Genomic DNA, 21788 nt, shown 5'->3' with positions numbered 1-21788 from the left:
CCGCTCAGTAGCCTCCGCCACCGCTTGAGTGTGAGGGTTCCCTGGCTTTCTGTTGAACGTGACTCCATTGCGCGCAAGTCATGAAGCTTTTGTGGTCGACCTTGCCGTTGCCATCGAAGCTGACGTTGTACGGCTGATGCTGGTCCGCGTGCGTCAATGTGTAGTCAAAACAACTGCCAGGCTGCACCGTGCGGTCGGTGATCGAGACCGGTTGACCGCCGATCTGCTGCACTTGATCCTTGCTCATCCCGGTCTGGACTTTGGTGACCAAGGGCTGGGTACCGTAAATATATTCCTCGGTGCTGCAGCCACCCACCGCCAGCAGGACTGCCAGGGTGAACAGCGACTTGTTCATGACAGTGCTCCCGTTAGTGAGCCTTCTTCCGACTGATCACCTTGGCTTTCACTTCCTCGGCATAGCCCGCCAGGCGTGCTTCATCGCCCTGAAACAACGCGCATAACTTGAGAACGGCTTGCGCATCCACCTCATTACCCGCCTGGCGTAGCTGTTGCTCAATGCGCAGCAACTCGACCGCCGACCACCTCAAATCTGACGCAACGCTTTGCAGGTCACGGCGAAGTGCGTTTTCATCTTCGTTAAGCCACATGACGACCTCCAGCAATCTCTCGATAAGAAAGAGTAGTTCCATTTAGAACGGCGTAACGTTTGTTCGTCAGATTCCCGCGGGATAGAAGGTGCGTCCGTTGGTCGGGAAGTTGAGGGCGAGTGACCTTCGCGGTTGTCGTACGAAGGTCAATGAACTTCGTCAGGACGGGGCCACACTCTATGAGCAATACCGATGACTTCAAATTTCATGCCCATGAGTTGATTGTTGACCTGGATACCGCCACCACAGAGATGATGAAGCTGATTTCAGCGCATCAACTGAGCGGCCCGGAGTGGGAGCGGGTCACGCAATGGCAGCATGAAGCCTATGAGCGGTGGATGGCTTATCTCAACGAAAGAACCTATCCAGAGCCTCCAGGAAACAATGCTCCACATTGAGTTGTATTCAATAGATGGATGTCCGGCCGGCGAAGCGTTACATTTCGCGTTTTACGGGATAAGGATGCGTCATGCGGATGTGGATTGGGGGAGTAACGCTGGCGATGCTGGCAGGTTGTTCGTTGCCGGCGTCTGTGGTGCCGGGTGAACCCAACGTCAGCAAATACAGCGACAAGCCGCCCAAAGAACTGGCGGCGTGTATTTTGCCGGCGTGGCAGAAAGAAATTCCGAAAACCACCCAGGTCGGCATTTCCAATGGCTATCGGCTGAATGCGCCGAGCATCATCACGGCGGATGAAATTCTCGATATCGTCAAGTACAAGGACGGCAGTCGGGTTTCGCTGTATCAGGGGCCACCTTGGGCCAAGTCCGGCGCCATGCGCAAAGCCGTGAAGGATTGTCTGTAAAGAGGCACACCGGCCTTTTCAACTGGGTAATTCTTCCCAGCTGACATCGATCAGGCCGCCTGCTTGCGCGTGACTTCGAAGTGCCTCGTCGTTTTGTTGATCGTGATTTTGCCCATATGAAAGTCCCAGCCCTGAATGCAGGCAAGCGTAATACCATGCGTCTGCGTGACTCATGTGCGTGTCTGGCTGTACGAAAACGTGCCGGTCATCGTTGAAACGGTAGGTGATTTGAAAATAGCGAGTGTGAGTCATCCGATTCTCCAGGTGCTACCGCTACGACATTAATGGCGTAGTGCCAGTTCCTTTGGATTTCGGACATCTGTCTGCATGAGCAAAAGGCAGAATGTGTACCGGTCATCGGACGCGGTTTACTGATGGTTGTCCCGACCCGCGTTGCGCCGCTCACTGCCTGAAGGATTGCCGAGGTTGATCAGTCTTCTTTCTACCAGAATGTTTTCGAGCGCCTGGCGCGCGACGGGGTCCAGTTGGTGTTCTCGCTCCTTGAGCTCCAACAGGATCGGGCTCGACCAGGCGCGATAGGTTTTTTCGACACTGCGAATGGACGGCATTTATCTCTCCTTGATCAGGGGCCCCCACCTATGAGCGGGGGCGTTTGATTGCGTAGAGACCCTAGTTGAGGAAAGCGGTTTTCGCCAACAGATTGCACTGCAATGGTGCGACCGTTTCAGCGCATCACATTTTGTGCGCGCCGTTCTGCTGCGTCGATCTATCAGTCAGCAGCTTTTTCGAGGTGTTTTGATGGTTTGGCAACTGGTCGCTGAGGTCCCAGATTTCCAGCATTTTTGCGTATTCAAAGGCGTGGCGAGGATCCATCTGAATCCACTCCTTAAAGGCCAGTTTTTCCTCCTGCGTGCAGGTGTTTTCTTGTAAACGCATACACCAATGAGCGGCTTGGCTGAGGATGGCTTCGTCCATGTCGCAAGAGCTGGGTGGATTCATTGACTGCTACCTGTTTGGCCGGATAACGCACCTTACGAGGCCGTTTGGGAAAAAAACGTCAAAAAGAAGTCGAGTTGATTTCAATGCTTCGCGGTGTACAACCACACCGATACACACAAACCGCTATTGTTCAGCACGAATAGGGCGCAGGGGAGAAGGTATGGGAGGACACTTGGCGGGGACTGAGGAGGGGAACTGACGACAACGCTCTGGTTCTTGGTGACCAGGCAACGAAGTGGATTGGGGATTTTCAGAAAACCGTTTTAATCGATGCATTTGGGCTATTAATTAGAGGATCTTTGATTTTCGCAGTCTCTCTTCAGTGCTGATGGGCAAAGGACGAAACGATGAGTAGCGAAAGTCCAGGTACTAAAGCTGAGCCTATTCGTATTCCGCGCACGATCTGGGCGCTGGGCTTTGTCAGCCTGTTCATGGATCTATCCTCTGAACTGGTACACAGCTTGCTCCCTGTATTTTTGGTGACGACATTGGGTGCGAGTGCATTGACCGTCGGCGTGATCGAGGGGATTGCAGAGTCGACCGCGATGCTGGTCAAGGTATTCTCTGGCGCTATCAGCGACTTTATGGGGCGGCGCAAAGGGTTGCTGCTGCTTGGATACGGTTTAGCGGCTCTGAGCAAACCACTTTTTCCTCTTGCGCATTCGGTTGAAGTCGTCTTTATCGCACGTTTTCTGGATCGAATCGGCAAAGGCATTCGTGGTGCACCCCGAGATGCCTTGGTTGCAGATGTGTCGCCTGCAGAAATCCGGGGTGCCTGCTTTGGGCTGCGACAGTCGATGGATACCGTGGGTGCTGTTCTTGGCCCCATTCTGGCCATCCTGCTTATGCTATGGCTTGCAGATATCCAGCGTGTGCTGTGGTTTGCAGTGATCCCCGCAACAGTAGCGGTGGTGCTCATTGTCGCTGGAGTAAAAGAATCTACCCAGGCCTCCAGCACACATAGATTCCGTTCTCCAATTCATTGGAGCGTCCTTCACGACTTCTCCTCCGGATATTGGTGGGTCGTCATTATTGGGGGGGTGTTTACACTTGCCCGTTTCAGCGAGGCGTTTCTGGTCTTGCGGGCGCAGCAGATGGGACTGTCGGTCACCTGGGTACCGCTGGTGATGGTGATCATGGCACTTTTTTATGCGTTGTCCGCTTACCCGGCCGGCTGGCTGTCCGATCGTGTCAGTCGCACGAAGCTGCTCTGTGTGGGCATGGGGTTACTCGTCCTGGCGGATCTTGTGCTTGCTCAGTCCAGTTCAGTGATCACGATGATGTTGGGTGTCGCGCTGTGGGGACTCCATATGGGATTTAGCCAAGGCATTCTTGCCTCGCTGGTAGCTGATAAATCACCCAGAGAACTCAAGGGAACCGCCTTCGGCATTTTCAATCTGGTCAGCGGTGTCTGTATGTTGATGGCCAGTGTAATAGCGGGCGGGTTATGGCAAAGCGTTGGATCGGACAGCACATTCCTCATGGGGGCAGTGATTGCCTTCACAGCGCTACTCCTGCTGTTACTCAAGAAACAATAACGCCTCAGGCGAACAGGTACTCAAGAAACAATAACGCCTCAGGCGAACAGGGTTGGCTCCTGGATAAAATCAACTGGATTTATTCTCGGAAATTGGAACCGGTGACTCTGGGCGTCTTTGTCGTTCAAGCCTTTCGAACAGCCCCATACCAGCCAACATGGCCATGACAAACACCACGCCCTTGAGAATGCCTGAGCCCATCAATCCCAACGCGGGGCCAGGACAAATCCCTGCCAATCCCCAACGGGGCTTGGGATCCCTCTCTAGCCTTCATCATGGTGGGCCGGCCATCGGGCGCAACAGCCCGCCGACGATGCCGCTGATGCCGGCTGCGCCCCCAACTGATCGATGGCACAGAGCGGCTAGACCCAAGTGCTCTGCTTTGACTGACTAGCTACTCGATCTTCACCGATATGATCATGTCTGCATGGCGCAATCCAAGGGCTAAAAGTGGATTTCCGCGGTTTTGAGACCCAGGTCTCGAAGCTCAGCGATCAAGTCATCCAGATGCCCGAAAGTCTCGACTTCTTCGTTGTCATCAACCAAGAAATAACTTCTCCCTGCGTCCTTCTTGAAGAACACAATCCACTCCTTGGGGTTAGTCGGGTTTGCGATTACATGGGTGTCAAAAGTCACGCCTTCGGCATGTTTGTCTTTCACATTTTTACGATTCATGTCAGTTACCACGCTACGCGCGTTCTTAAATTCTGTATTGGCAGTGCATGCCCGGCCAGCTCCATCTGAGCTTTCACTGTAAAAAATTACCAGCCGCACGAGGCGGTTGATCAAGGGCATTTAAATTATCACTGGATGTTAATATTATGCACATGCATCCACTGAGGATCTAGCCATGATTGCGATTGCTGAGGCATGGAAGGCGGGGTTGTTGGGGCGAGGACACTGGCTTCGCAACCTAGTGTCCGGTGTGATCGTCGGGGTCGTTGCGCTCCCCCTGGCAATGGCGTTTGCCATTGCGTCTGGCGTCAAACCTGAGCAAGGCATCTACACCGCAATCGTTGGTGGTCTGCTGGTTTCACTCTTTGGGGGAAGCAGCTTGCAGATTGCCGGGCCGACAGGTGCGTTCATCGTGATTCTGGCGGGAGTCACGGCCAAGCATGGCGTTGACGGATTGCAAATCGCCACGATGATGGCGGGGGCCATGTTGTTATTGCTGGGGATGGCACGGCTCGGTTCAGTCATCAAGTTTATCCCTGACCCGGTGATTGTCGGATTCACCGCGGGCATTGGCGTGATTATCTGGGTCGGGCAGTGGAGAGACTTTTTCGGTTTACCGGCTGTCAGTGGAGAGCACTTCCATGACAAGTTCTGGCATTTGCTCCAGGCCCTGCCGGATCTTCATGTCGCCACCACTCTGCTGGCGGTGATTAGCCTTTTCCTGGTCATTACTGCCTCTAAAATTCCCGGACTCAAACGGGTACCTGGCCCGCTAATCGCAATGGCGGTAGCGACAGCGATACAGTCAATCGTTCATTTCGAGGGGGTAGCCACAATTGGCAGCGCATTTGGGGGCATACCTCAAGGCCTTCCAGCGTTGAGCCTGCCTGAAGTTACAATGTCTCGCGTCATCGATTTGATTGGTCCGGCATTCGCTATCGCCATGCTTGGAGCAATCGAATCGCTGTTGTCCGCAGTGGTGGCCGATGGCATGGCGGGCACCAAGCACGATTCCAATCAGGAATTGATCGGTCAGGGAGTGGCTAATTTGGTCTCGCCATTATTTGGCGGCTTCGCCGCTACCGGAGCCATTGCCCGTACTGCAACCAATATCCGCAACGGCGGTACGAGCCCTCTGGCCGGCGTTATGCACGCGGTCACCTTGGTGCTTATTATTCTGTTCCTCGCACCACTAGCCTCAAACATCCCCCTGTGCGCGCTGGCCGCGATTCTTTTCGTGGTCGCGTACAACATGAGCGAGTTGAAGCACTTCAAACGCATGGTCCAGCGGGCCCCACGCGCAGACGTTGCTATCCTGCTCATCACCTTCAGTCTCACTGTGTTTAGTGATCTGGTGATCGCCGTGAATATCGGCGTTATTCTCGCCATGTTGCACTTCATGCGTCGAATGGCCTCATCTGTAGAGGTGCAACAGGTCGTCGAGCACGAGCTAGAACACGAGTTGAGGGCCAACGGGCATGTTCGCCTGCCTCCAGGGACACTGATTTATACAATTGAAGGGCCATTGTTCTTTGGCGCGGCTGAGACCTTCGAGCGTGTCCTGGCACAGACCCATACCGACCCGCGCCTGCTGATTATCCGCTTGAAGCGCGTACCGTTTATGGATATCACTGGATTGCAGGTGCTGGAGGAGGTCATCCAGCAACTGCACAAGCGGAATATCGTCGTGAAACTCTGCGAGGCGAACGCGAAAGTGCTCAACAAGCTTGATAGGGTGGGTATCTTGCAAGAAATCGGCATGGAGCATTACCACGCCGACTTCAACACCGCGCTGGATAAAGCTTTCACTCTCGCAGAGGGTAAGTCGATCCTCTAGCAGCTAACTGCCTGTATTGGGTTATGACTTGGTGCCGGTGGCATGCTTGCTCTTGGTCGAATAGCTGGCACCGTGGGTGTCCAGGTAGTCACGAATCAGTTGACGGACAACCTGCGAAGACGTCAGGTCTTGTGCTGCACAGAGTTCCTCGAACGCTTTTTTCTTGACGGGATCAATGAGCACAGTGAGGCGCGCAGTCTTACTTTCCATGGTGTATTCAATCACTCAAGTCGCTAGATGTTAATCAAATTGTAATGGCCTTGTCCGGTGCTGTCACTGTGCTGCCCGCGCCCTGGACTTTTCTCATGAGAAAATATTTGGCTCTCGCTGTGGGCACTGGCTTGGACGCGTGGCGAAATCCGCCATGCCAAGAGGGGGGCGTTCCCGTGGGTCGTCCGGACGCAGACCGTCGCCGATGTTGTCAAGGCCCAGGGCAAACCGGGTGTGCTTATTGATGAAGTCCTGGTTCACCGTGCCGCTTTCAATGATGTAGTTGGCGATGTGGTTTGCGTTCATCAGCCCGCGATAATGGGGAATCTCCAGCCGAACCTGCGTTCATACCAGGTCACGATGTTTAGACAGGCCTCCAATCAGGTTTTTCTATCGAGCAACGGTGAAATGGTCGCTCCTGTACGCTGATCATGATGAAGCACGGTGAGTGTGGGGTTTGTGGCTTTCTTGATCGATGTCAACCACATGGATCGGACGGCTCTGTAGTCTCCAGAGACCGACATCCCGTACGTTTGTGCCGTAACGGGTTGCCTTGACTCAAGGCGAAACCTCCATGATCTATCCGCTGTTTCTGACGTTGCACCTGTTTGCCGCCCTGATCTTTATCGGCACTGTGTTCTTCGAAGTGCTGTTCCTTGAAAGCATCCGCAAACAGCTACCTGCCAGGGTCATGCTGCTGGTCGAGCAGGGCATCGGCCGGCGAGCGCGCTCGCTGATGCCGTGGGTGCTACTGGTATTGTTTGGTGCGGGGCTTGGCATGGTCGGGCTGCGCTATCTGCCAGTCCTGGCCTCACCATTGGCTTCCTCGTTCGGCACATTGCTGGCCATAAAAATCGCGGTGGCCGTCAGCGTACTGCTGCACTTCCTGGTGGCCATGTTTTTGTTCAAAAGTGGCCGAATGAGCCCGCGATACCTGCAGTTCATCCACGGCAGCCTGTTCTGTCACATGGTCGTTATCGTGCTGCTGGCCAAGGGAATGTTCTATCTGACCTGGTGAACGGCTTTGAACGGTGGCCTGTTCTTCCAAGACGTTGCTTGTGCTTGATGCAAATCAAGGCGTATTGATCGTCTACCCCCGACACTGATGATCCGCAGCCAGCCTCTGAGATCCGTCATGCTCGATTTTTTTCACAACCCCGGCGAGCCGATCGCCCGGTGCGATCAGGGCGTACTCGACCCCAACTGTCATGCCGACACGCAAAAATTCCATGAGGGTATCGGCTCACTGGATCTGCTTCGCGCGTTGCGCGTCAGCCGCCAGAAACGACGTCCGCTGTCCCTGAACGTGCAGTTGCCCTCCAGTCTCAAGCTTTCCCTCTGTTCCCCTCGCGATAGCGCCAACGAGCACCAGGGTATTGAGCCGTACCTCCAGCATCTGGAGCAGGAGATCGACCTCGTCAGTTGCCACCTGGACGCGCAGCAACGGGTAGAACAGTTTCATCTGGGCGGTGGAACACTCTCCACTGCTCACATAGAGCGGCTGATGAGTCATCTGCGTAGCCGTTTCAACTTTCTCGTACATGAGTGCGGTGACTACAGCGTCGAGGTGGACCTCTATCAAACTGATTGGGCCACCATGGGCGTGCTGCGCGACCAGGGTTTCAACCATGTCAGTATCGGCGTTCCGGATTTTGACAGCGACTGTGAAAGGTCGGTGGCCTGTTACCAGAACCCGGCGCCGATCCAGTCGCTCATCGATGCCGCGCGCACCTTTGGCTATCGATCGATAAACGTCGACCTGGGTTTTGGTCACGCGTGGCAGACACCTGAAAGCTTCGCGCTGAAACTGGCGACGATTATCGAACTGGAGCCGGACAGGTTGATGGTGTTTGACTATTCCCGTCCACCAAGACGCTATCGGCCAGTGAGCGCTGATACCGCCAGAGCGCTGTGCAGTCAGGACGCTAAAGGCGCGATGCGTCAGATCTGCTTTGAACAGCTAATTTGCGCGGGTTATCACTACATCGGGCTGGGCCAGTTTGTCCGACCCGACGATGATCTGGCGATTGCTCAGGAACGAGGCCGTTTACGCCGCAGTTGCGAGGGTTTCACCCGCCACGGGTATTGCGATCATATCGGTTTCGGTTTGGGTGCCATCAGCCAGATTGACGATTTGTATACGCAAAATAGCGACGGCATTGACCGTTATCAGCAGCAACTGGACAGGGGGCAATTGCCGACGTGCCGTGGCTGGCGCTTCGAGGCGGGGGAGCAAATCAGGCAGATGGTCATGGAGCGGCTGGCGTGTGATCTGGAACTGGATATCCGCGCCATCGAAAGACGTTATGGGCTGGCTTTTTCCAGGTATTTCTCGTCGGTCTGGCCATTGCTGGAGCAATTGAGTCGAGATGGGTTGATTGAGTTGTCGGACCGTTTCATCAGCATTCTTCCCGCCGGTCGGCCGGAAGTGGATGCCATCTGCAACCTGTTTGAAAAGGATTTGGACGGGGCGAGGCATTAACCCATTTGCGAGTTGATTGATCATGAAGCCTACCTTTGATTTCAATCGCGCCTTGGTCGAAAAGTATGACCGCCCGGGGCCGCGCTATACGTCTTACCCCACCGCGCCGCAGTTCCATCAGGCCTTTGCCGTTGACGACTATCAGAGTGCAGCCCGCGAGAGCAACCAGGCGAGCGCGTCGAAACCGCTGTCGGTGTATATCCACATTCCGTTTTGCAAAAGTCTTTGTTACTACTGCGCCTGCAACAAAATCATTACCCAGAAAACCCATCGCGCCGTCGAGTACCTTCGGTACCTCAAGCTTGAGATTGCGATGCAGGCGGCCTTGTTCGATAGCACCCGTAAACTCACTCAACTGCACCTGGGCGGCGGCACGCCTACGTATTTAACCAGCGAACAGCTCGCGGAGCTGATGGATTGCCTGCACCAGGCGTTCAACATGGATGACAGCGATGACCATGAATTTTCCATCGAAGTCGACCCGCGCACCATCAGCACCAAACAAATTCAGTCGCTGCGCCAGTTGGGCTTCAATCGCCTGAGCTTCGGTGTTCAGGATTTCGACCCCGACGTGCAGGCCGCGGTCAATCGCCAGCAAAGTGAAGAGCAGATTTATGCGCTGGTTGCTGCGGCACGCGAGGCGCAATTCAAGTCGATCAGCGTCGACCTGATCTACGGCCTGCCCCTGCAAACCGTGCAGAGTTTCGACGTCACCCTCAGCAAGATCATCGCGCTGCGTCCGGACCGGATTGCCGCCTACAGCTACGCGCATCTGCCGGAAATGGTTCGTGCACAACGGTTGATTCGTCCCGCCGACATGCCGCCGCCGGAGCGCAAGCTGGAATTGCTTGAACTGACCATCCGCCGTCTGACCGCGGCCGGTTACGTCTATATCGGCATGGATCATTTCGCCTTGCCGGACGACGAGCTGTCGCTGGCCCGCGCCAATGGCACCCTGCAGCGTAACTTCCAGGGCTACTCCACCCACGCCGACTGCGACTTGATCGGCCTCGGCGTGTCCTCGATCGGCAAGGTCGGCGACAGCTATAGCCAGAGCGTCAAGGAGCTGTCCCAGTACTACGCGCGTCTGGACCAAGGCCTGCTACCGGTGCATCGCGGTTACCGCTTGAGCGCAGACGACTTGCTGCGCCGCGAAGTGATCAGCGACCTGATGTGCCATGGCCGTATTACGTTTAGCCGCTATGAAAAGCGTCATTACATTCGCTTCACCGAGTACTTTGCCGATGCCTTGGCCCAACTGGAGGAACATGTTCGCGACGGACTGCTGCAGATCCACTGCGACGAACTGGTGCTGTCACCACAGGGGCACTTGATGATGCGCAGTGCCGCGATGGCGTTTGACGCCTATCTGGGTAGTGAGCAAAAAGGCCTGTTTTCACGCACGGTTTGAGTCATTGGCGCCTGTCCTCATGGGCTAATTTCTCAAGTTGATTTCAATCAAGGGCAGGGGGCGCAACGCTCCCTAACATGACCGAAAGCCCTTTTGAAATCAGCGAGCCCATGACAATCCATCCGCCTTCGATACACGGCAACCTGCGCGCCCGGGGCGTCGGGCTGGTGGTCATGCTAATGCTGATGCTCGCCACCTTTGAGGCGGTGCAAGCCAAGCAATACGGCGACATCGAGCAGCAGCGCATCGAGAAAACTTTCCCTCAGACCGATTCCGTTTCCGCCCCCGAAGGCCGGTTCAAGGTGCGCACGCTGTCCGCCGCCGGCAAGGTGCTCGGCTATGTGTTCCAGAGTCTGGACGTGGTGGACATTCCTGCCTACTCGGGCAAGCCGATCAATACCCAGGTGATCCTCGACACTGCTGGTGCGATTCAGGATGCCTATGTGCTGGAGCACCATGAGCCCATTCTGCTGATCGGCATTCCTGAGGCAAAACTTCACGACTTCAGCGCCAGGTACAAGGGCATCAAGGTCAGCCAGCGGGTGGTCGTCGGCCATTCCAGCGACCCGAAGGCCGTCACCGTCGATGCGATTGCCGGGGCTACCGTCACGGCGATGGTGGTCAACGAGGTCATCATGCGCGCCGCCCACGAAGTGGCCGTATCGCTCAAGCTGATCGAGGACACGGGCGGTGTGGCACGCATGCCTGCCACCGTGCGCCAGGACTTTTTCGAACCCACCACTTGGGAACAACTGACCGGCAACGGCGCGATCCGCCGCTTGAACCTGACCCGTGGCCAGGTCGACGCCGCCTTCAAGGGCACCGACGCCGAAGGCGTGGAAAACGCCGCCGCCGATCAGGTGGATGAGACCTTTATCGAGCTCTACACCGCGGACCTGAATCCGCCGACCATCGGCCGTGCGCTGCTGGGCGACAATCAATATCGCTTACTTATGCAGGACCTCAAACCCGGCGAGCAGGCCATTGTGGTGCTGGGTCGTGGGCTTTTTTCCTATAAAGGCTCGGGGTATGTGCGTGGCGGGATTTTCGATCGGGTGCAATTGCGCCAGTTCGGCAACGTCATCAGTTTTCGCGACATGGACCATCAGCGGCTCTCCGACGTCTTTGCCAAGGGCATGCCGGAATTCACCGAAATGTCGATTTTCATTGTGCGCGAGCCGGCCCGGTTCGACCCGGGATCGCCCTGGTCCCTGGAATTGCTGGTGCGTCGTCAAACCGGGCCGCTCAGTGGCACGTTCAGCAGCTTCGAACTGCCTTATCAACTGCCCGAGCCGTACCTTGAGAGGCCACTGCCCAGCGCCGAAGAATTGGCCGCCCTTGAGGAAGCCGGTCGGCCGATGTGGCTGACCATCTGGTACCAGAAATCCTTTCAGATCACCGTGCTCGGCGGCGCATTACTGCTGCTGATGGCGATCCTGTTCCTGCAGGACTCCTTCACGCGTCGGCCACGTTTTCTGCACTGGCTGCGCCGAGGTTACCTGGTCTTTACCGTGGTGTTTCTCGGCTGGTATGCGCTGGGGCAACTGTCGGTGGTCAATGTGCTGACCTTCGCCCATGCGCTGTTCGATCACTTTCGCTGGGAGCTGTTTCTCACCGACCCGCTGATCTTCATGCTCTGGGTCTTCACCGCTGCGAGCATTCTGCTGTGGGGGCGGGGCGTATTCTGCGGCTGGTTGTGCCCGTTCGGTGCCTTGCAGGAGCTGATCAACGAAGCCGCGCGCAAGCTGAGAATCCCCCAATACGAATTGCCTTTCGCGGTGCATGAACGGCTGTGGGCCATCAAATACATCATTTTGCTGCTGCTGTTCGGCCTCTCCCTTGAGTCGATGTCCACCGCCGAATTGTTCGCCGAGGTGGAACCGTTCAAGACCGCCATCACCCTCAAGTTCGACCGCCAATGGTGGTTCGTCCTCTACGCGGGGGCACTGCTGGTCATCAATCTCTTCACCCGCAAATTCTATTGCCGCTACATCTGCCCGTTGGGTGCCGCGCTGGCAATTCCGAGCAAATTTCGCCTGTTCGACTGGCTCAAACGCCGCAAGGACTGCGGCACACCCTGCCAGCTGTGCGCCAAGGAGTGCGAGATCCAGGCGATTCATCCCGATGGCCGAATCAATGCCAACGAGTGCCACTACTGCCTCGATTGCCAGATGACTTACCACAACGAGAACAAATGCCCGCCGCTGATCAACAAGCGCAAGAAGCGCGGCAAACCGGCACCCACCGCTGTGCAACTGATACCTGTCGTGGAAGTGAACGCTCTGGAATGAACCCCGCGGGCACCTGTACGCAGTGACCGTTTTTATCCCTTCAAGGAATACACCTGATGAATGACACAGAGTCCAAAAAAGCCACTGAAGCGCCGGAATCGACCGGCCTCAGTCGTCGCGGTTTCCTGGGCACCAGTGCGGTGACCGGTGCGGTACTGGCCGGTGCCACGGCCATCGGTGGTGCGGTGTTCACCCGTGAGACCTGGGCGGCAGCGGCCAAGGACGCGCAACTCAAAACCCACGTCGGGCCGGGCGAACTGGACCAGTACTACGGTTTCTGGAGTGGCGGTCATCAGGGTGAAGTGCGGATCATGGGCATTCCGTCGATGCGCGAGCTGTTGCGTGTACCGGTGTTCAACGTCGACTCCGCCACCGGCTGGGGCCTGACCAACGAAAGCAAACGGATCATGGGCGACAGCGCGCATTTCCGGAACGGCGACTGCCATCACCCGCATTTGTCCATGACTGACGGCAAGTACGACGGCAAGTACCTGTTCATCAACGACAAGGCCAACAGCCGCGTTGCGCGTATCCGTCTGGACATCATGAAGTGCGACAAGATGCTCACCGTGCCCAATGTGCAGGCCGTTCACGGGCTGCGCCTGCAAAAAGTGCCGCACACAAAATACGTGTTCGCCAATGCCGAATTCGTGATTCCACACCCCAATGACGGCAGTACCTTCGACCTGCAGGACAAGAACAGCTACACGATGTTTAACGCCATCGATGCCGAGAAAATGGAGATGGCCTTCCAGGTCATTGTCGATGGCAACCTGGACAACACCGACGCCGACTACACCGGCAAATACGCGGCGTCCACCTGCTACAACTCGGAGAAGGCCTACGACCTGGGCGGCATGATGCGCAACGAGCGCGACTGGGTGGTGGTGTTCAACATCCCGCGCATCGAAGCGGCGATCAAGGCTGGCAAGTTCATCACCCTGGACGGCTCGAAAGTGCCGGTGGTCGACGGTCGTAAAAACGAAGGCAAGGACAGCACGTTCACCCGCTACATCCCGGTGCCGAAGAACCCCCACGGGATCAATATGACGCCCGATGGCAAGTACTTCATTGCCGCGGGCAAACTTTCGCCCACCTGCACGATCATCGCCACCGCGAAGCTGGATGATCTGTTCGACGACAAATTGAAGGACCCGCGCGATGCGGTGGTCGGCGAACCGGAACTGGGGCTGGGCCCGCTTCACACCACCTACGACGGCCGCGGCAATGCCTATACCACGCTGTTTATCGACAGCCAGGTGGTGAAGTGGAACGTGGACGAGGCCATTCGCGCGTACACCGGCGAGAAGGTCAACTACATCAAGCAGAAACTCGACGTGCAATACCAGCCGGGCCACAACCATGCCTCGCTGACCGAAACCAGAGACGCCGATGGCCAATGGCTGATGGTGCTCAGCAAGTTCTCCAAGGACCGTTTCCTGCCGACCGGCCCGCTGCACCCGGAAAACGATCAGTTGATCGATATCTCCGGCGAGGAAATGAAGCTGGTGCATGACGGCCCGGCCTTTGCCGAACCCCACGACTGCGTCATGGCCCGCCGCGACCAGATTAAGACCAAGAAGATCTGGGACCGCAACGACCCGTTTTTCGCCGAGACGGTGGCGATCGCCGCCAAAGACGGGATCAAGCTGGAGACCGACAACAAGGTCATCCGCGACGGCAACAAAGTCCGCGTCTACATGACCTCGATGGCCCCGGCCTACGGTTTGCCGGAGTTCACCGTCAAACAAGGCAACGAGGTCACGGTGACCATCACCAACATCGACCAGATTGAAGACGTGACCCACGGCTTCGTGATGACCAACCATGGCGTGAGCATGGAAATCAGCCCGCAGCAGACCTCGTCGATCACCTTCATCGCCGACAAGGCCGGCCTGCACTGGTACTACTGCAGCTGGTTCTGCCATGCGCTGCACATGGAAATGGTCGGCCGCATGAAGGTCGAGAAGGCCTGAGCGTTGCCCATCGACAGGAGCGAAGCAATGACTGATAGCAAGGGAAACCCGGTGACGGTCATTGCATTTGCGCTCCTGCTGATGTCCGGCAGCGCGCTGGCGGTGCAACCCATCACCTCGTTGCCGCTGCGGGTGGACGCCAATCAACGCTGGCACCTGCCGGCGGGGGGATACCGGGGCTCGTTCAGTGTCGATGAACCGATGCAGATTCTCTGCGAGCCCGGCGCGGTATTTCAGGGGGAGGGGCAGGGCAACGGTGTGATCATCAGCGCGCCGGATGTCGCCATCGAAGGCTGCACCTTTCTAAACTGGGGACACGACCTCACCGCCATGAATGCGGCGGTGTTTATCCAGCCCAAAGCCCATGGCGCAGTGATCAAAGGCAATCGCCTGCAAGGCCAGGGTTTCGGTATCTGGGTCGACGGTACGCAGGACGTGAGCCTGATCGACAACCGCATTCAGGGTGATCCGACAATGCGCTCGCAAGATCGCGGCAACGGCATTCACCTGTATGCCGTGCATGGCGCCAAGGTCATTGGCAACCAGGTGCGCGACACCCGCGACGGCATCTACATCGACACCTCCAACGGCAACTTGCTGCAGGGCAATACCCTGGAAGACCTGCGCTACGGCGTGCATTACATGTTCGCCAACGATAACCAACTGATCGGCAACACCACCCGCCGCACCCGCACCGGCTACGCCTTGATGCAAAGCCGCAAGCTCACGGTGATCGGCAATCGCTCCGAACAGGATCAGAACTACGGGATCCTGATGAACTACATCACCTATTCAACCTTGCGTGACAACTTCGTCACTGACGTGCGCGACGGCTCGACCGGCGACAGCATGATCAGCGGCGCCGAGGGCAAGGCGCTGTTCATCTACAACTCGCTGTTCAACAGCATCGAACACAACCACTTCGAGCACAGCGCCGTGGGTATCCATCTCACCGCCGGCTCGGAAGACAACCGCATCGCCGACAACGCGTTTGTCGGAAACCAGCGACAGGTCAAGTACGTCGCCACCCGCTTGCAGGAATGGTCGGCGGATGGCCGCGGCAATTACTGGAGCGATTACCTGGGCTGGGACCGCAACAACGATGGCCTCGGCGATATCGCCTACGAACCCAATGACAACGTCGACCGCCTGCTTTGGCTGTACCCGCAGGTGCGGCTGCTGATGAATAGCCCTGGGATCGAGTTGCTGCGCTGGGTGCAACGGGCCTTTCCGGTGATGAAATCGCCGGGGGTGCTGGACAGCCATCCGCTGATGAAGTCATCCACTCAACCCCTGAACCAGGAGCCCAACTCATGAACGTCATCGACATCGAAGGCGTCAGCCAGCGCTATGGGCATGCCACCGTGTTGCATCAGCTCAACCTCAGCCTGGCGGAAGGTGAAGTGCTGGGTTTGTTCGGTCATAACGGCGCGGGCAAGACCACCAGCATGAAACTGGTGCTGGGCCTGCTCCAGCCCAGCGAAGGGCAGGTCCGGGTGTTCGGTCGCTTGCCCTGCGATCCCCACGTGCGGCGCCTGCTCGGTTATCTGCCGGAAAACGTGACGTTTTACCCGCAGTTGAGCGGTGTTGAGACCTTGCGCCATTTCGCGCGTCTCAAAGGCGCCGCGTCCGCCCAAGTGGACGCACTGCTGGAGGAAGTCGGCCTGGCCAGTGCGGCGCATCGGCGGGTCAAGACCTACTCCAAGGGCATGCGTCAACGCCTCGGGCTGGCGCAAGCGCTGCTTGGTGAGCCGCGTTTGTTGTTGCTTGACGAACCAACAGTCGGCCTCGATCCCATCGCCACTCAGGACTTGTATCGGTTGCTTGATCGCCTGCGCAGCCAAGGCACCAGCATCATTCTGTGTTCCCACGTCTTGCCCGGTGTCGAGGCGCACATCAACCGCGCCGCGATTCTGACCCAGGGGCGTCTGCTGGCACTGGGCAGTCTACGCAGTTTGCGCGAGGAAGCCGGGTTGCCGACGCTGATTCGCGCCAACGGCCTCAAGCACGCAGGGCCCTTGCAGCAACGCTGGAACAACGCCGGGCACATCACCGAGCGGTGGGGTGTCGAAGGCCTTGAAGTGGCCACACTCCATGGCAGCAAGCTCGGGCTGTTGCGCCAGCTGCTCAATGAAGACGAACCGGCCGACGTGGAAATCCATCAACCGTCGCTGGAAGATATTTACCGCTACTACATGAGCCGGGCCGATGCGCCGCCAATCGGGGAGGCCGTATGAACGCTGTCTGGAACATGGCCCGCAAGGAATTCAGTGACGGTTTGCGCAATCGCTGGTTGTTGGCAATCAGTGTGTTGTTCGCGGTGCTGGCCATCGGCATCGCCTGGCTGGGCGCGGCGGCCTCCGGGCAATTGGGTTTTACCTCGGTGCCCGCCACCATTGCCAGCCTCGCCAGTCTGGCAACGTTTTTGATGCCGTTGATTGCGTTGCTGTTGGCTTATGACGCCATCGTCGGCGAGGACGAGAGTGGCACGTTGCTGCTATTGCTGACGTACCCCTTGGGTCGCGGGCAGATTCTGCTCGGCAAGTTTGTCGGCCACGGGTTGATCCTGGCGCTGGCGACGCTGATCGGTTTCGGCTGCGCCATGCTGGCCATCGCCGTGCTGGTGGACGATGTCGAACTGAGCCTGCTGCTCTGGGCCTTTGGCCGGTTCATGGCGTCGTCGATGTTGTTGGGTTGGGGGTTTCTGGGGCTGGCCTATGTGCTGAGCAGTGTGTCGGCCGAGAAATCCACGGCGGCCGGGCTGGCGCTGGGCGTGTGGTTCTTCTTCGTGCTGGTGTTCGACCTGGCACTGCTGGCGCTGTTGGTACTCAGCGAAGGGCAGTTCAACCCGAAAGTGCTGCCCTGGTTGCTGCTGCTCAATCCCGCTGACATCTATCGCCTGATCAACCTCTCCGGCTTTGAGCCCGGCGCCAGTACCGCGGGTGTGCTGACGCTGGGCAGCGATTTGCCGATGCCGGGCTCGATGCTCTGGCTATGCCTGTCGCTGTGGGTGGCGGTGCCATTGGGTTCGGCCTGGTTGTTGTTTCGTCGCCGGGCGACATGAGTTTTCACTTTGATAGTTTTGGAGCAGTTGACGATGAGTACGTTTTATCTGACGACGATGCGCGCGGTGGCGGGGCTGATGATGTGCCTCCTGCTGACGGCCTGTGACAACCCAGTGCAAGCCACTTACAGCGACACCGCCGCAGCCTTTCATCCCAGTGATGAATGCCATGTCTGCGGGATGATCATCAACGGATTCCCCGGGCCCAAGGGCGAAGTTGTCGAGCGGGCCGGGGTCAGGAAGTTCTGCTCCACGGCGGAAATGATCGGCTGGTGGTTGCAGCCGGAAAATCATCATGGCGATGCAAAACTGTATGTCCATGACATGGGCCGCAGCCCGTGGAACGCGCCGGATGACGCCCACCTGATCGATGCCAAAGATGCGTTTTACGTGGTCGGCACCCAACTCAAAGGTGCCATGGGCGTGGTGCTGGCGTCGTTCTCAAGTCGCGAGGCCGCTGAAAAGCTTGCCGCTGAACAGGGCGGTCGCTTGCTGCGCTTCAGCGAGATCACTCCGGCGCTGCTGCAGCAACACTAACATCGTTTGAAAAGCCTGATCGCCGTCAAGTCGTTTTTTCGTCTCCTGCTCAAAGATAGGGCTCGCTACGTCCCCAGTGCTGGCATCCGTGATGCCCAGGAGAACATGATGAAAACCGAGTTTCAAGATCGTTTGGCGGTGGTCACGGGTGCCAGCTCCGGGATCGGCCTGGCGCTGTGCGCCGCCCTGTTACCCCGTGGCGTCAAGGTGCTGGCGATGTCACGGAGCCTCGGTGAATTGCCGGCCTTGCAGCAGATCTACGGCGAGCGGTTGCAGTGGTTTTCCGGGGACGTCACGAGTCAGCACGACCTGAGTGAACTGGCCGAGCGCGCTGCGGCGATGGGCCCCGTGGACTATTTGGTGCCTAACGCGGGTGTCGCCGAGATGGCCGACAGCCTGGATATGCAGGCCTTCCAGCGTCAGTGGGCGGTCAACGGCGCCGGGGCGTTGAACACCCTGGCGGCGTTGCGGGGTGAATTGGCGAACCCGGCTTCGGTGGTGTTTGTCGGGAGCTTCCTGACCGGTTCGAGCTTTCCGGGGTTGGCTGCGTGCATTGCCAGCAAGGCCGCGCTCGCCGCTCAGGCACGCACGCTGGCGGTGGAGTTCGCCAGTTTTGATGTGCGCATCAATCTGGTCTCGCCGGGACCAACCGCCACCTCGATGTGGGACAACCTGGGGTTGAGCGAGGGGGAACTTGACGATGTTGCCGACACGCTTGGTAAACGTCTGTTGCCGGGGCATTTTCTTGATGCGGCGGCGGTGGCCAATGTGATTGTTTTTCAGCTGTCGCAGGGGGCTCGGGGTGTTTACGGCCAGGACTGGAAAGTCGATAACGGATACACCTTGGGTTAAAGGGCGAAGACAAACCTGTGGCGAGGGAGCTTGCTCCCGCTCGGCTGCGTAGCAGTCGTAAAACCAGCGCCTGCGTTTAATCTGAATGTACCCAGTGACGGTTTGTAGGGACGCTGCGCGCCCCAGCGGGAGCAAGCTCCCTCGCCACAAGTGCGATGTATATTTCGGTATTGGGGCACAAGGCCTAATGCGAAGTCCCCTCGGCAAACTCAATCTTGTTCCCCACGTTGTACTTGCCCGAAGGCTTGTTCATCGGAATGCGTTTGATCTCCTGGAGGGTGTTGCTGTCGTAGACGATCAGCGCGCCATCGGTGGCCCAGATGCTCAGCAACAGGTAGCGGCCGTCGTGGGTGAACTCAACGTGAGCGGCAGTTTTTCCGGGCATCGGACGCAAGGTGTGGGCAATCTCCAGCGTCTGTTTGTCGATCAAGTGGATCGCATCGTTATCGGGCCCGAAGAACACGTCGGTCCAGGCATACCGCGAGTTGACATGACTGCGCATGAAAAATCCCGGCCCCAAGGTCGGGATTTCCTTGATCAGTTTCCAGGTCTTGAAGTCGATGACCGAGATCAGCCCCTTGCTGATATTCGGCGTGGCGAACACCCACTCGCCGTTACGTTTCCAATAGGTCCCCGAGCCCAAATGCGGCATGCCCGGCAGCGGTAGGTCGGTGACCACCTGGCCGCTGTCGAGGTCGATCACCTGACCGCCCTGGGCCTTGCGCGACGTGGCCAGCAGCTGTTTGTAATCCGGCGAAAAGGAAAAATCATCGAGAAAATCCCCGGCAGGAATCCGCCGGGGTTCGAAATCCGGTGTGCCCGCCCAGGACAGCTCCCAGACTTCCTTCACGTCCTTGAGTGCGACGATGAAACTGTCGCGCGGCGGGGCGGAGTAAACCGCGCTGACCCGTGACGCGGTACCGTTCTGACCGATGGTCGGGATGGTTTTTACCAGCGACAGATCGCGGGCATCAAGCACCACCAGGTTGCCGGGCAAATAGTTGCCCACCAGCACCCAGCGTCCATCCTTGCTCACCGCCAGATTGCGGGTGTTAAGGCCGGCGCGGACCTCGGCGATCAGCTTCAGGTTGTGCAAGTCATACAGACTGATCCAGCCGTCACGGGAGGCGAAGTAGACGAAGCGCCCGTCGGGCGAGAACTTCGGTCCGCCGTGCACGGCGAAGTGCGAAGCGAACCGCGCGAGCACCTCAAAGCGGTCACCGTCGAGGATGTCGATGTGATGGTCGCCGGCTTCCACCACCACGAACAGGTTCAGCGGGTCGGCGCCGTGCTGGGGCGTGGAGGGCAGTTTGCTGAGGTCCGCGAGCAGCGAGTGACTGTCGAGAATATCGTCATTGCTCCAGGTGGGCGGGGTGGCGGGCGGTTGCTGAAGGTAATCCACCAGCGCGTCGACCTGCGCGGGGCTGAACACGTTGGCATAGCCGGCCATCTGGCTCGCGGGGCGGCCATTCTGGATCACGCTGCGAATTTCATTGGGTTTGATCCGGCTGAGACTCTCCGGCAACAACGCCGGCCCTGCGCCGCCGAGACGGTTGATGCCGTGACAGCTCTGGCAATGCTGCTGATAGAGTTGCTCCGCGTGTTCAAGTGCCGGCACTGCTGCGCCGGCCTGGGCCGCACTGACCCCTAACAGGTGAGCAAGGACCATGCGCCTCATATCGCCACCTTGGCGCGACGTAGCAGGGCTTGGGTCGGGTAGAGTCGCGCCGGGTATTCCAGCTGTTCTGCGTCAAACAGATCGACCACTGAGCCGATTACCGTCAGTGTCGGAATACCCGGTGGACAATCCAGCGCGAGGGTCGGCAATTGGTGCAGCTTGCCGCGGGCGACGTGCTGGTCGGGTCGCGTGCCGTTGCTGATCAGCGCCGCCGGTGTGTCGGCCGACAGCCCGGCTTCGATCAAGCGTTGAGCGATGATCACCAGGTTCGACAAGCCCATGTAAAACACCAGCGTCTGGCTACTGTCGGCGAGGCTGCTCCAGGGCAACGACAACTCGCCATCGCGTTGCAAATGGCCAGTGATGAACCGGCAGGAATTGACCAGGTCGCGGTGGGTCAAGGGGATTCCCGCGTAAGCGCTGCAACCGGAAGCGGCGGTAATGCCCGGTACCACCTGGCAGTCGACACCGCGTTGCAGTAGATACTCCAGCTCCTCGGCGCCGCGACCAAAGATGAAGGGGTCGCCTCCCTTGAGCCGGATCACGCGTTGCCCTTGGTGGGCGAGGTCGGCCAGCAGTTCGTTGATCTGTTCCTGGGGCAGGCTGTGGCAACCGCTGGCCTTGCCGACGTAATGACGGGCGCAGGCGAGGGGAATCAGAGTCAGCAGCTCGGGGCTGATCAGCCGGTCGTACACCACGGCGTCGGCCTGCATCAACAGGCTCCAGGCGCGCAGGGTCAGCAGGCGTGGGTCGCCGGGGCCGGCGCCGACCAGGGCGACTTCACCGGGTCTGAACGGGGACTCAAGTGTGGCCGGTATCGCAATCGATGGAGGCATGGGGCGTCCTTGGTGCTTCATCAGGTTG

At 58.1% G+C, this 21788-nt stretch carries 24 protein-coding genes and 1 pseudogene; 14 read left to right on the top strand and 11 right to left on the bottom strand.

Annotated features, from left to right (window positions below):
* Positions 1–4 precede the first annotated feature (4 nt).
* A complete protein-coding gene (gene osmE / locus H8F22_RS12240; RefSeq protein ID WP_194940208.1) occupies positions 5–355 on the bottom strand; it encodes an osmotically-inducible lipoprotein OsmE in 351 nt (116 codons plus the stop codon).
* Positions 356–368: 13 nt separating this feature from the next.
* On the bottom strand, positions 369–608 hold the full coding sequence (locus H8F22_RS12235; RefSeq protein ID WP_027923633.1) for a hypothetical protein: 240 nt from the start codon (positions 606–608) through the stop codon (positions 369–371).
* Between the two features lie 179 nt (positions 609–787).
* Between H8F22_RS12235 and H8F22_RS12230 the strand changes: the two genes are divergently transcribed.
* Both H8F22_RS12230 and H8F22_RS12225 read left to right on the top strand, forming a co-directional pair.
* On the top strand, positions 788–1006 hold the full coding sequence (locus tag H8F22_RS12230; protein WP_027923634.1) for a hypothetical protein: 219 nt from the start codon (positions 788–790) through the stop codon (positions 1004–1006).
* Positions 1007–1077: 71 nt separating this feature from the next.
* Positions 1078–1413, top strand: coding sequence for a hypothetical protein (locus tag H8F22_RS12225; RefSeq protein WP_027923635.1), 336 nt, complete (start codon positions 1078–1080; stop codon positions 1411–1413).
* An 18-nt stretch (positions 1414–1431) separates the two neighbouring features.
* On the opposite strand, the gene H8F22_RS12220 is transcribed toward H8F22_RS12225, so the two are convergent.
* From H8F22_RS12220 to H8F22_RS12210, 3 genes are all read right to left on the bottom strand, one after another.
* Complete coding sequence (locus H8F22_RS12220) at positions 1432–1665, bottom strand: DUF6555 family protein (protein WP_027923636.1); 234 nt, start codon at positions 1663–1665, stop codon at positions 1432–1434.
* A 116-nt stretch (positions 1666–1781) separates the two neighbouring features.
* The gene (locus H8F22_RS12215; protein ID WP_027923637.1) at positions 1782–1982 is read right to left on the bottom strand and encodes a hypothetical protein; all 201 of its coding nucleotides are present in this window, start codon (positions 1980–1982) and stop codon (positions 1782–1784) included.
* A gap of 124 nt (positions 1983–2106) precedes the next feature.
* A complete protein-coding gene (locus tag H8F22_RS12210) occupies positions 2107–2373 on the bottom strand; it encodes a FecR/PupR family sigma factor regulator (RefSeq protein ID WP_027923638.1) in 267 nt (88 codons plus the stop codon).
* A gap of 347 nt (positions 2374–2720) precedes the next feature.
* Between H8F22_RS12210 and H8F22_RS12205 the strand changes: the two genes are divergently transcribed.
* Positions 2721–3911 carry an MFS transporter gene (locus H8F22_RS12205; RefSeq protein WP_194940207.1) on the top strand — a complete coding sequence of 397 codons (1191 nt, stop codon included), beginning with the start codon at positions 2721–2723 and terminating at the stop codon, positions 3909–3911.
* Between the two features lie 69 nt (positions 3912–3980).
* Here H8F22_RS12205 and H8F22_RS32595 read toward each other — a convergent pair.
* Positions 3981–4154, bottom strand: a pseudogene (locus H8F22_RS32595) (DUF6691 family protein); the annotation flags it as partial.
* A gap of 201 nt (positions 4155–4355) precedes the next feature.
* Complete coding sequence (locus H8F22_RS12200; RefSeq protein WP_027923640.1) at positions 4356–4586, bottom strand: hypothetical protein; 231 nt, start codon at positions 4584–4586, stop codon at positions 4356–4358.
* A 175-nt stretch (positions 4587–4761) separates the two neighbouring features.
* Here H8F22_RS12200 and H8F22_RS12195 point away from each other — a divergent pair, with 175 nt between their 5' ends.
* The gene (locus H8F22_RS12195; RefSeq protein ID WP_194940206.1) at positions 4762–6423 is read left to right on the top strand and encodes a SulP family inorganic anion transporter; all 1662 of its coding nucleotides are present in this window, start codon (positions 4762–4764) and stop codon (positions 6421–6423) included.
* Positions 6424–6444: 21 nt separating this feature from the next.
* On the opposite strand, the gene H8F22_RS12190 is transcribed toward H8F22_RS12195, so the two are convergent.
* Positions 6445–6633, bottom strand: a complete 189-nt coding sequence (locus H8F22_RS12190; RefSeq protein ID WP_027923642.1) for a ribbon-helix-helix protein, CopG family — start codon at positions 6631–6633, stop codon at positions 6445–6447.
* 93 nt (positions 6634–6726) lie between these two features.
* On the bottom strand, positions 6727–6939 hold the full coding sequence (locus H8F22_RS12185; protein ID WP_027923643.1) for a hypothetical protein: 213 nt from the start codon (positions 6937–6939) through the stop codon (positions 6727–6729).
* Positions 6940–7207: 268 nt separating this feature from the next.
* On the opposite strand from H8F22_RS12185, the gene H8F22_RS12180 reads away from it, so the two are divergent.
* The 10 genes from H8F22_RS12180 to H8F22_RS12135 all read left to right on the top strand — a co-directional run bounded on the left by H8F22_RS12180 (position 7208) and on the right by H8F22_RS12135 (position 19246).
* Complete coding sequence (locus H8F22_RS12180) at positions 7208–7651, top strand: CopD family copper resistance protein (RefSeq protein WP_027923644.1); 444 nt, start codon at positions 7208–7210, stop codon at positions 7649–7651.
* Positions 7652–7768: 117 nt separating this feature from the next.
* Complete coding sequence (locus H8F22_RS12175; protein ID WP_059182794.1) at positions 7769–9115, top strand: oxygen-independent coproporphyrinogen III oxidase; 1347 nt, start codon at positions 7769–7771, stop codon at positions 9113–9115.
* Between the two features lie 22 nt (positions 9116–9137).
* Positions 9138–10526, top strand: coding sequence for an oxygen-independent coproporphyrinogen III oxidase (hemN, locus tag H8F22_RS12170; RefSeq protein ID WP_027923646.1), 1389 nt, complete (start codon positions 9138–9140; stop codon positions 10524–10526).
* 110 nt (positions 10527–10636) lie between these two features.
* Positions 10637–12817 (top strand): transcriptional regulator NosR, encoded by a 2181-nt coding sequence (gene nosR / locus H8F22_RS12165; RefSeq protein WP_228758759.1) that lies wholly within the window; start codon positions 10637–10639, stop codon positions 12815–12817.
* Positions 12818–12870: 53 nt separating this feature from the next.
* Positions 12871–14793, top strand: a complete 1923-nt coding sequence (gene nosZ, locus H8F22_RS12160) for a TAT-dependent nitrous-oxide reductase (protein ID WP_371258948.1) — start codon at positions 12871–12873, stop codon at positions 14791–14793.
* A gap of 27 nt (positions 14794–14820) precedes the next feature.
* On the top strand, positions 14821–16110 hold the full coding sequence (locus H8F22_RS12155; protein ID WP_059182796.1) for a nitrous oxide reductase family maturation protein NosD: 1290 nt from the start codon (positions 14821–14823) through the stop codon (positions 16108–16110).
* Positions 16107–17030, top strand: coding sequence for an ABC transporter ATP-binding protein (locus tag H8F22_RS12150; RefSeq protein WP_027923650.1), 924 nt, complete (start codon positions 16107–16109; stop codon positions 17028–17030). The genes H8F22_RS12155 and H8F22_RS12150 overlap by 4 nt, the downstream gene beginning before the upstream one ends.
* Positions 17027–17857 carry an ABC transporter permease gene (locus H8F22_RS12145; RefSeq protein WP_027923651.1) on the top strand — a complete coding sequence of 277 codons (831 nt, stop codon included), beginning with the start codon at positions 17027–17029 and terminating at the stop codon, positions 17855–17857. The genes H8F22_RS12150 and H8F22_RS12145 overlap by 4 nt, the downstream gene beginning before the upstream one ends.
* Before the next feature lie 33 nt (positions 17858–17890).
* Positions 17891–18394, top strand: coding sequence for a nitrous oxide reductase accessory protein NosL (locus H8F22_RS12140; protein ID WP_027923652.1), 504 nt, complete (start codon positions 17891–17893; stop codon positions 18392–18394).
* Positions 18395–18502: 108 nt separating this feature from the next.
* Positions 18503–19246: an SDR family NAD(P)-dependent oxidoreductase gene (locus H8F22_RS12135; RefSeq protein WP_027923653.1), complete on the top strand. Its 744-nt coding sequence runs from the start codon at positions 18503–18505 to the stop codon at positions 19244–19246.
* 184 nt (positions 19247–19430) lie between these two features.
* On the opposite strand, the gene H8F22_RS12130 is transcribed toward H8F22_RS12135, so the two are convergent.
* Together H8F22_RS12130 and cobA are read right to left on the bottom strand one after the other, a co-directional pair.
* Positions 19431–20924, bottom strand: coding sequence for a cytochrome D1 domain-containing protein (locus H8F22_RS12130; RefSeq protein ID WP_059182798.1), 1494 nt, complete (start codon positions 20922–20924; stop codon positions 19431–19433).
* On the bottom strand, positions 20921–21760 hold the full coding sequence (gene cobA / locus H8F22_RS12125; RefSeq protein WP_059182799.1) for a uroporphyrinogen-III C-methyltransferase: 840 nt from the start codon (positions 21758–21760) through the stop codon (positions 20921–20923). The genes H8F22_RS12130 and cobA overlap by 4 nt, the downstream gene beginning before the upstream one ends.
* Between the last annotated feature and the right edge of the window lie 28 nt (positions 21761–21788).

It is taken from the genome of Pseudomonas mucoides, from assembly GCF_015461845.1.
Taxonomy (GTDB): Bacteria; Pseudomonadota; Gammaproteobacteria; order Pseudomonadales; family Pseudomonadaceae; genus Aquipseudomonas; species Aquipseudomonas mucoides.
The sequence above is the reverse complement of the archived record's forward strand: the minus strand, read 5'-3'. Positions and strand labels throughout refer to the sequence as shown.

Bases quoted from the DNA above. Each gene is read 5' to 3' on its own strand.
- osmE (WP_194940208.1), bottom strand. From the start codon at position 355: ATGAACAAGTCGCTGTTCACCCTGGCAGTCCTGCTGGCGGTGGGTGGC.
- H8F22_RS12235 (WP_027923633.1), bottom strand. From the start codon at position 608: ATGTGGCTTAACGAAGATGAAAACGCACTTCGCCGTGACCTGCAAAGC.
- H8F22_RS12230 (WP_027923634.1), top strand. From the start codon at position 788: ATGAGCAATACCGATGACTTCAAATTTCATGCCCATGAGTTGATTGTT.
- H8F22_RS12225 (WP_027923635.1), top strand. From the start codon at position 1,078: ATGCGGATGTGGATTGGGGGAGTAACGCTGGCGATGCTGGCAGGTTGT.
- H8F22_RS12220 (WP_027923636.1), bottom strand. From the start codon at position 1,665: ATGACTCACACTCGCTATTTTCAAATCACCTACCGTTTCAACGATGAC.
- H8F22_RS12215 (WP_027923637.1), bottom strand. From the start codon at position 1,982: ATGCCGTCCATTCGCAGTGTCGAAAAAACCTATCGCGCCTGGTCGAGC.
- H8F22_RS12210 (WP_027923638.1), bottom strand. From the start codon at position 2,373: ATGAATCCACCCAGCTCTTGCGACATGGACGAAGCCATCCTCAGCCAA.
- H8F22_RS12205 (WP_194940207.1), top strand. From the start codon at position 2,721: ATGAGTAGCGAAAGTCCAGGTACTAAAGCTGAGCCTATTCGTATTCCG.
- H8F22_RS12200 (WP_027923640.1), bottom strand. From the start codon at position 4,586: ATGAATCGTAAAAATGTGAAAGACAAACATGCCGAAGGCGTGACTTTT.
- H8F22_RS12195 (WP_194940206.1), top strand. From the start codon at position 4,762: ATGATTGCGATTGCTGAGGCATGGAAGGCGGGGTTGTTGGGGCGAGGA.
- H8F22_RS12190 (WP_027923642.1), bottom strand. From the start codon at position 6,633: ATGGAAAGTAAGACTGCGCGCCTCACTGTGCTCATTGATCCCGTCAAG.
- H8F22_RS12185 (WP_027923643.1), bottom strand. From the start codon at position 6,939: ATGAACGCAAACCACATCGCCAACTACATCATTGAAAGCGGCACGGTG.
- H8F22_RS12180 (WP_027923644.1), top strand. From the start codon at position 7,208: ATGATCTATCCGCTGTTTCTGACGTTGCACCTGTTTGCCGCCCTGATC.
- H8F22_RS12175 (WP_059182794.1), top strand. From the start codon at position 7,769: ATGCTCGATTTTTTTCACAACCCCGGCGAGCCGATCGCCCGGTGCGAT.
- hemN (WP_027923646.1), top strand. From the start codon at position 9,138: ATGAAGCCTACCTTTGATTTCAATCGCGCCTTGGTCGAAAAGTATGAC.
- nosR (WP_228758759.1), top strand. From the start codon at position 10,637: ATGACAATCCATCCGCCTTCGATACACGGCAACCTGCGCGCCCGGGGC.
- H8F22_RS12155 (WP_059182796.1), top strand. From the start codon at position 14,821: ATGACTGATAGCAAGGGAAACCCGGTGACGGTCATTGCATTTGCGCTC.
- H8F22_RS12150 (WP_027923650.1), top strand. From the start codon at position 16,107: ATGAACGTCATCGACATCGAAGGCGTCAGCCAGCGCTATGGGCATGCC.
- H8F22_RS12145 (WP_027923651.1), top strand. From the start codon at position 17,027: ATGAACGCTGTCTGGAACATGGCCCGCAAGGAATTCAGTGACGGTTTG.
- H8F22_RS12140 (WP_027923652.1), top strand. From the start codon at position 17,891: ATGAGTACGTTTTATCTGACGACGATGCGCGCGGTGGCGGGGCTGATG.
- H8F22_RS12135 (WP_027923653.1), top strand. From the start codon at position 18,503: ATGAAAACCGAGTTTCAAGATCGTTTGGCGGTGGTCACGGGTGCCAGC.
- H8F22_RS12130 (WP_059182798.1), bottom strand. From the start codon at position 20,924: ATGAGGCGCATGGTCCTTGCTCACCTGTTAGGGGTCAGTGCGGCCCAG.
- cobA (WP_059182799.1), bottom strand. From the start codon at position 21,760: ATGCCTCCATCGATTGCGATACCGGCCACACTTGAGTCCCCGTTCAGA.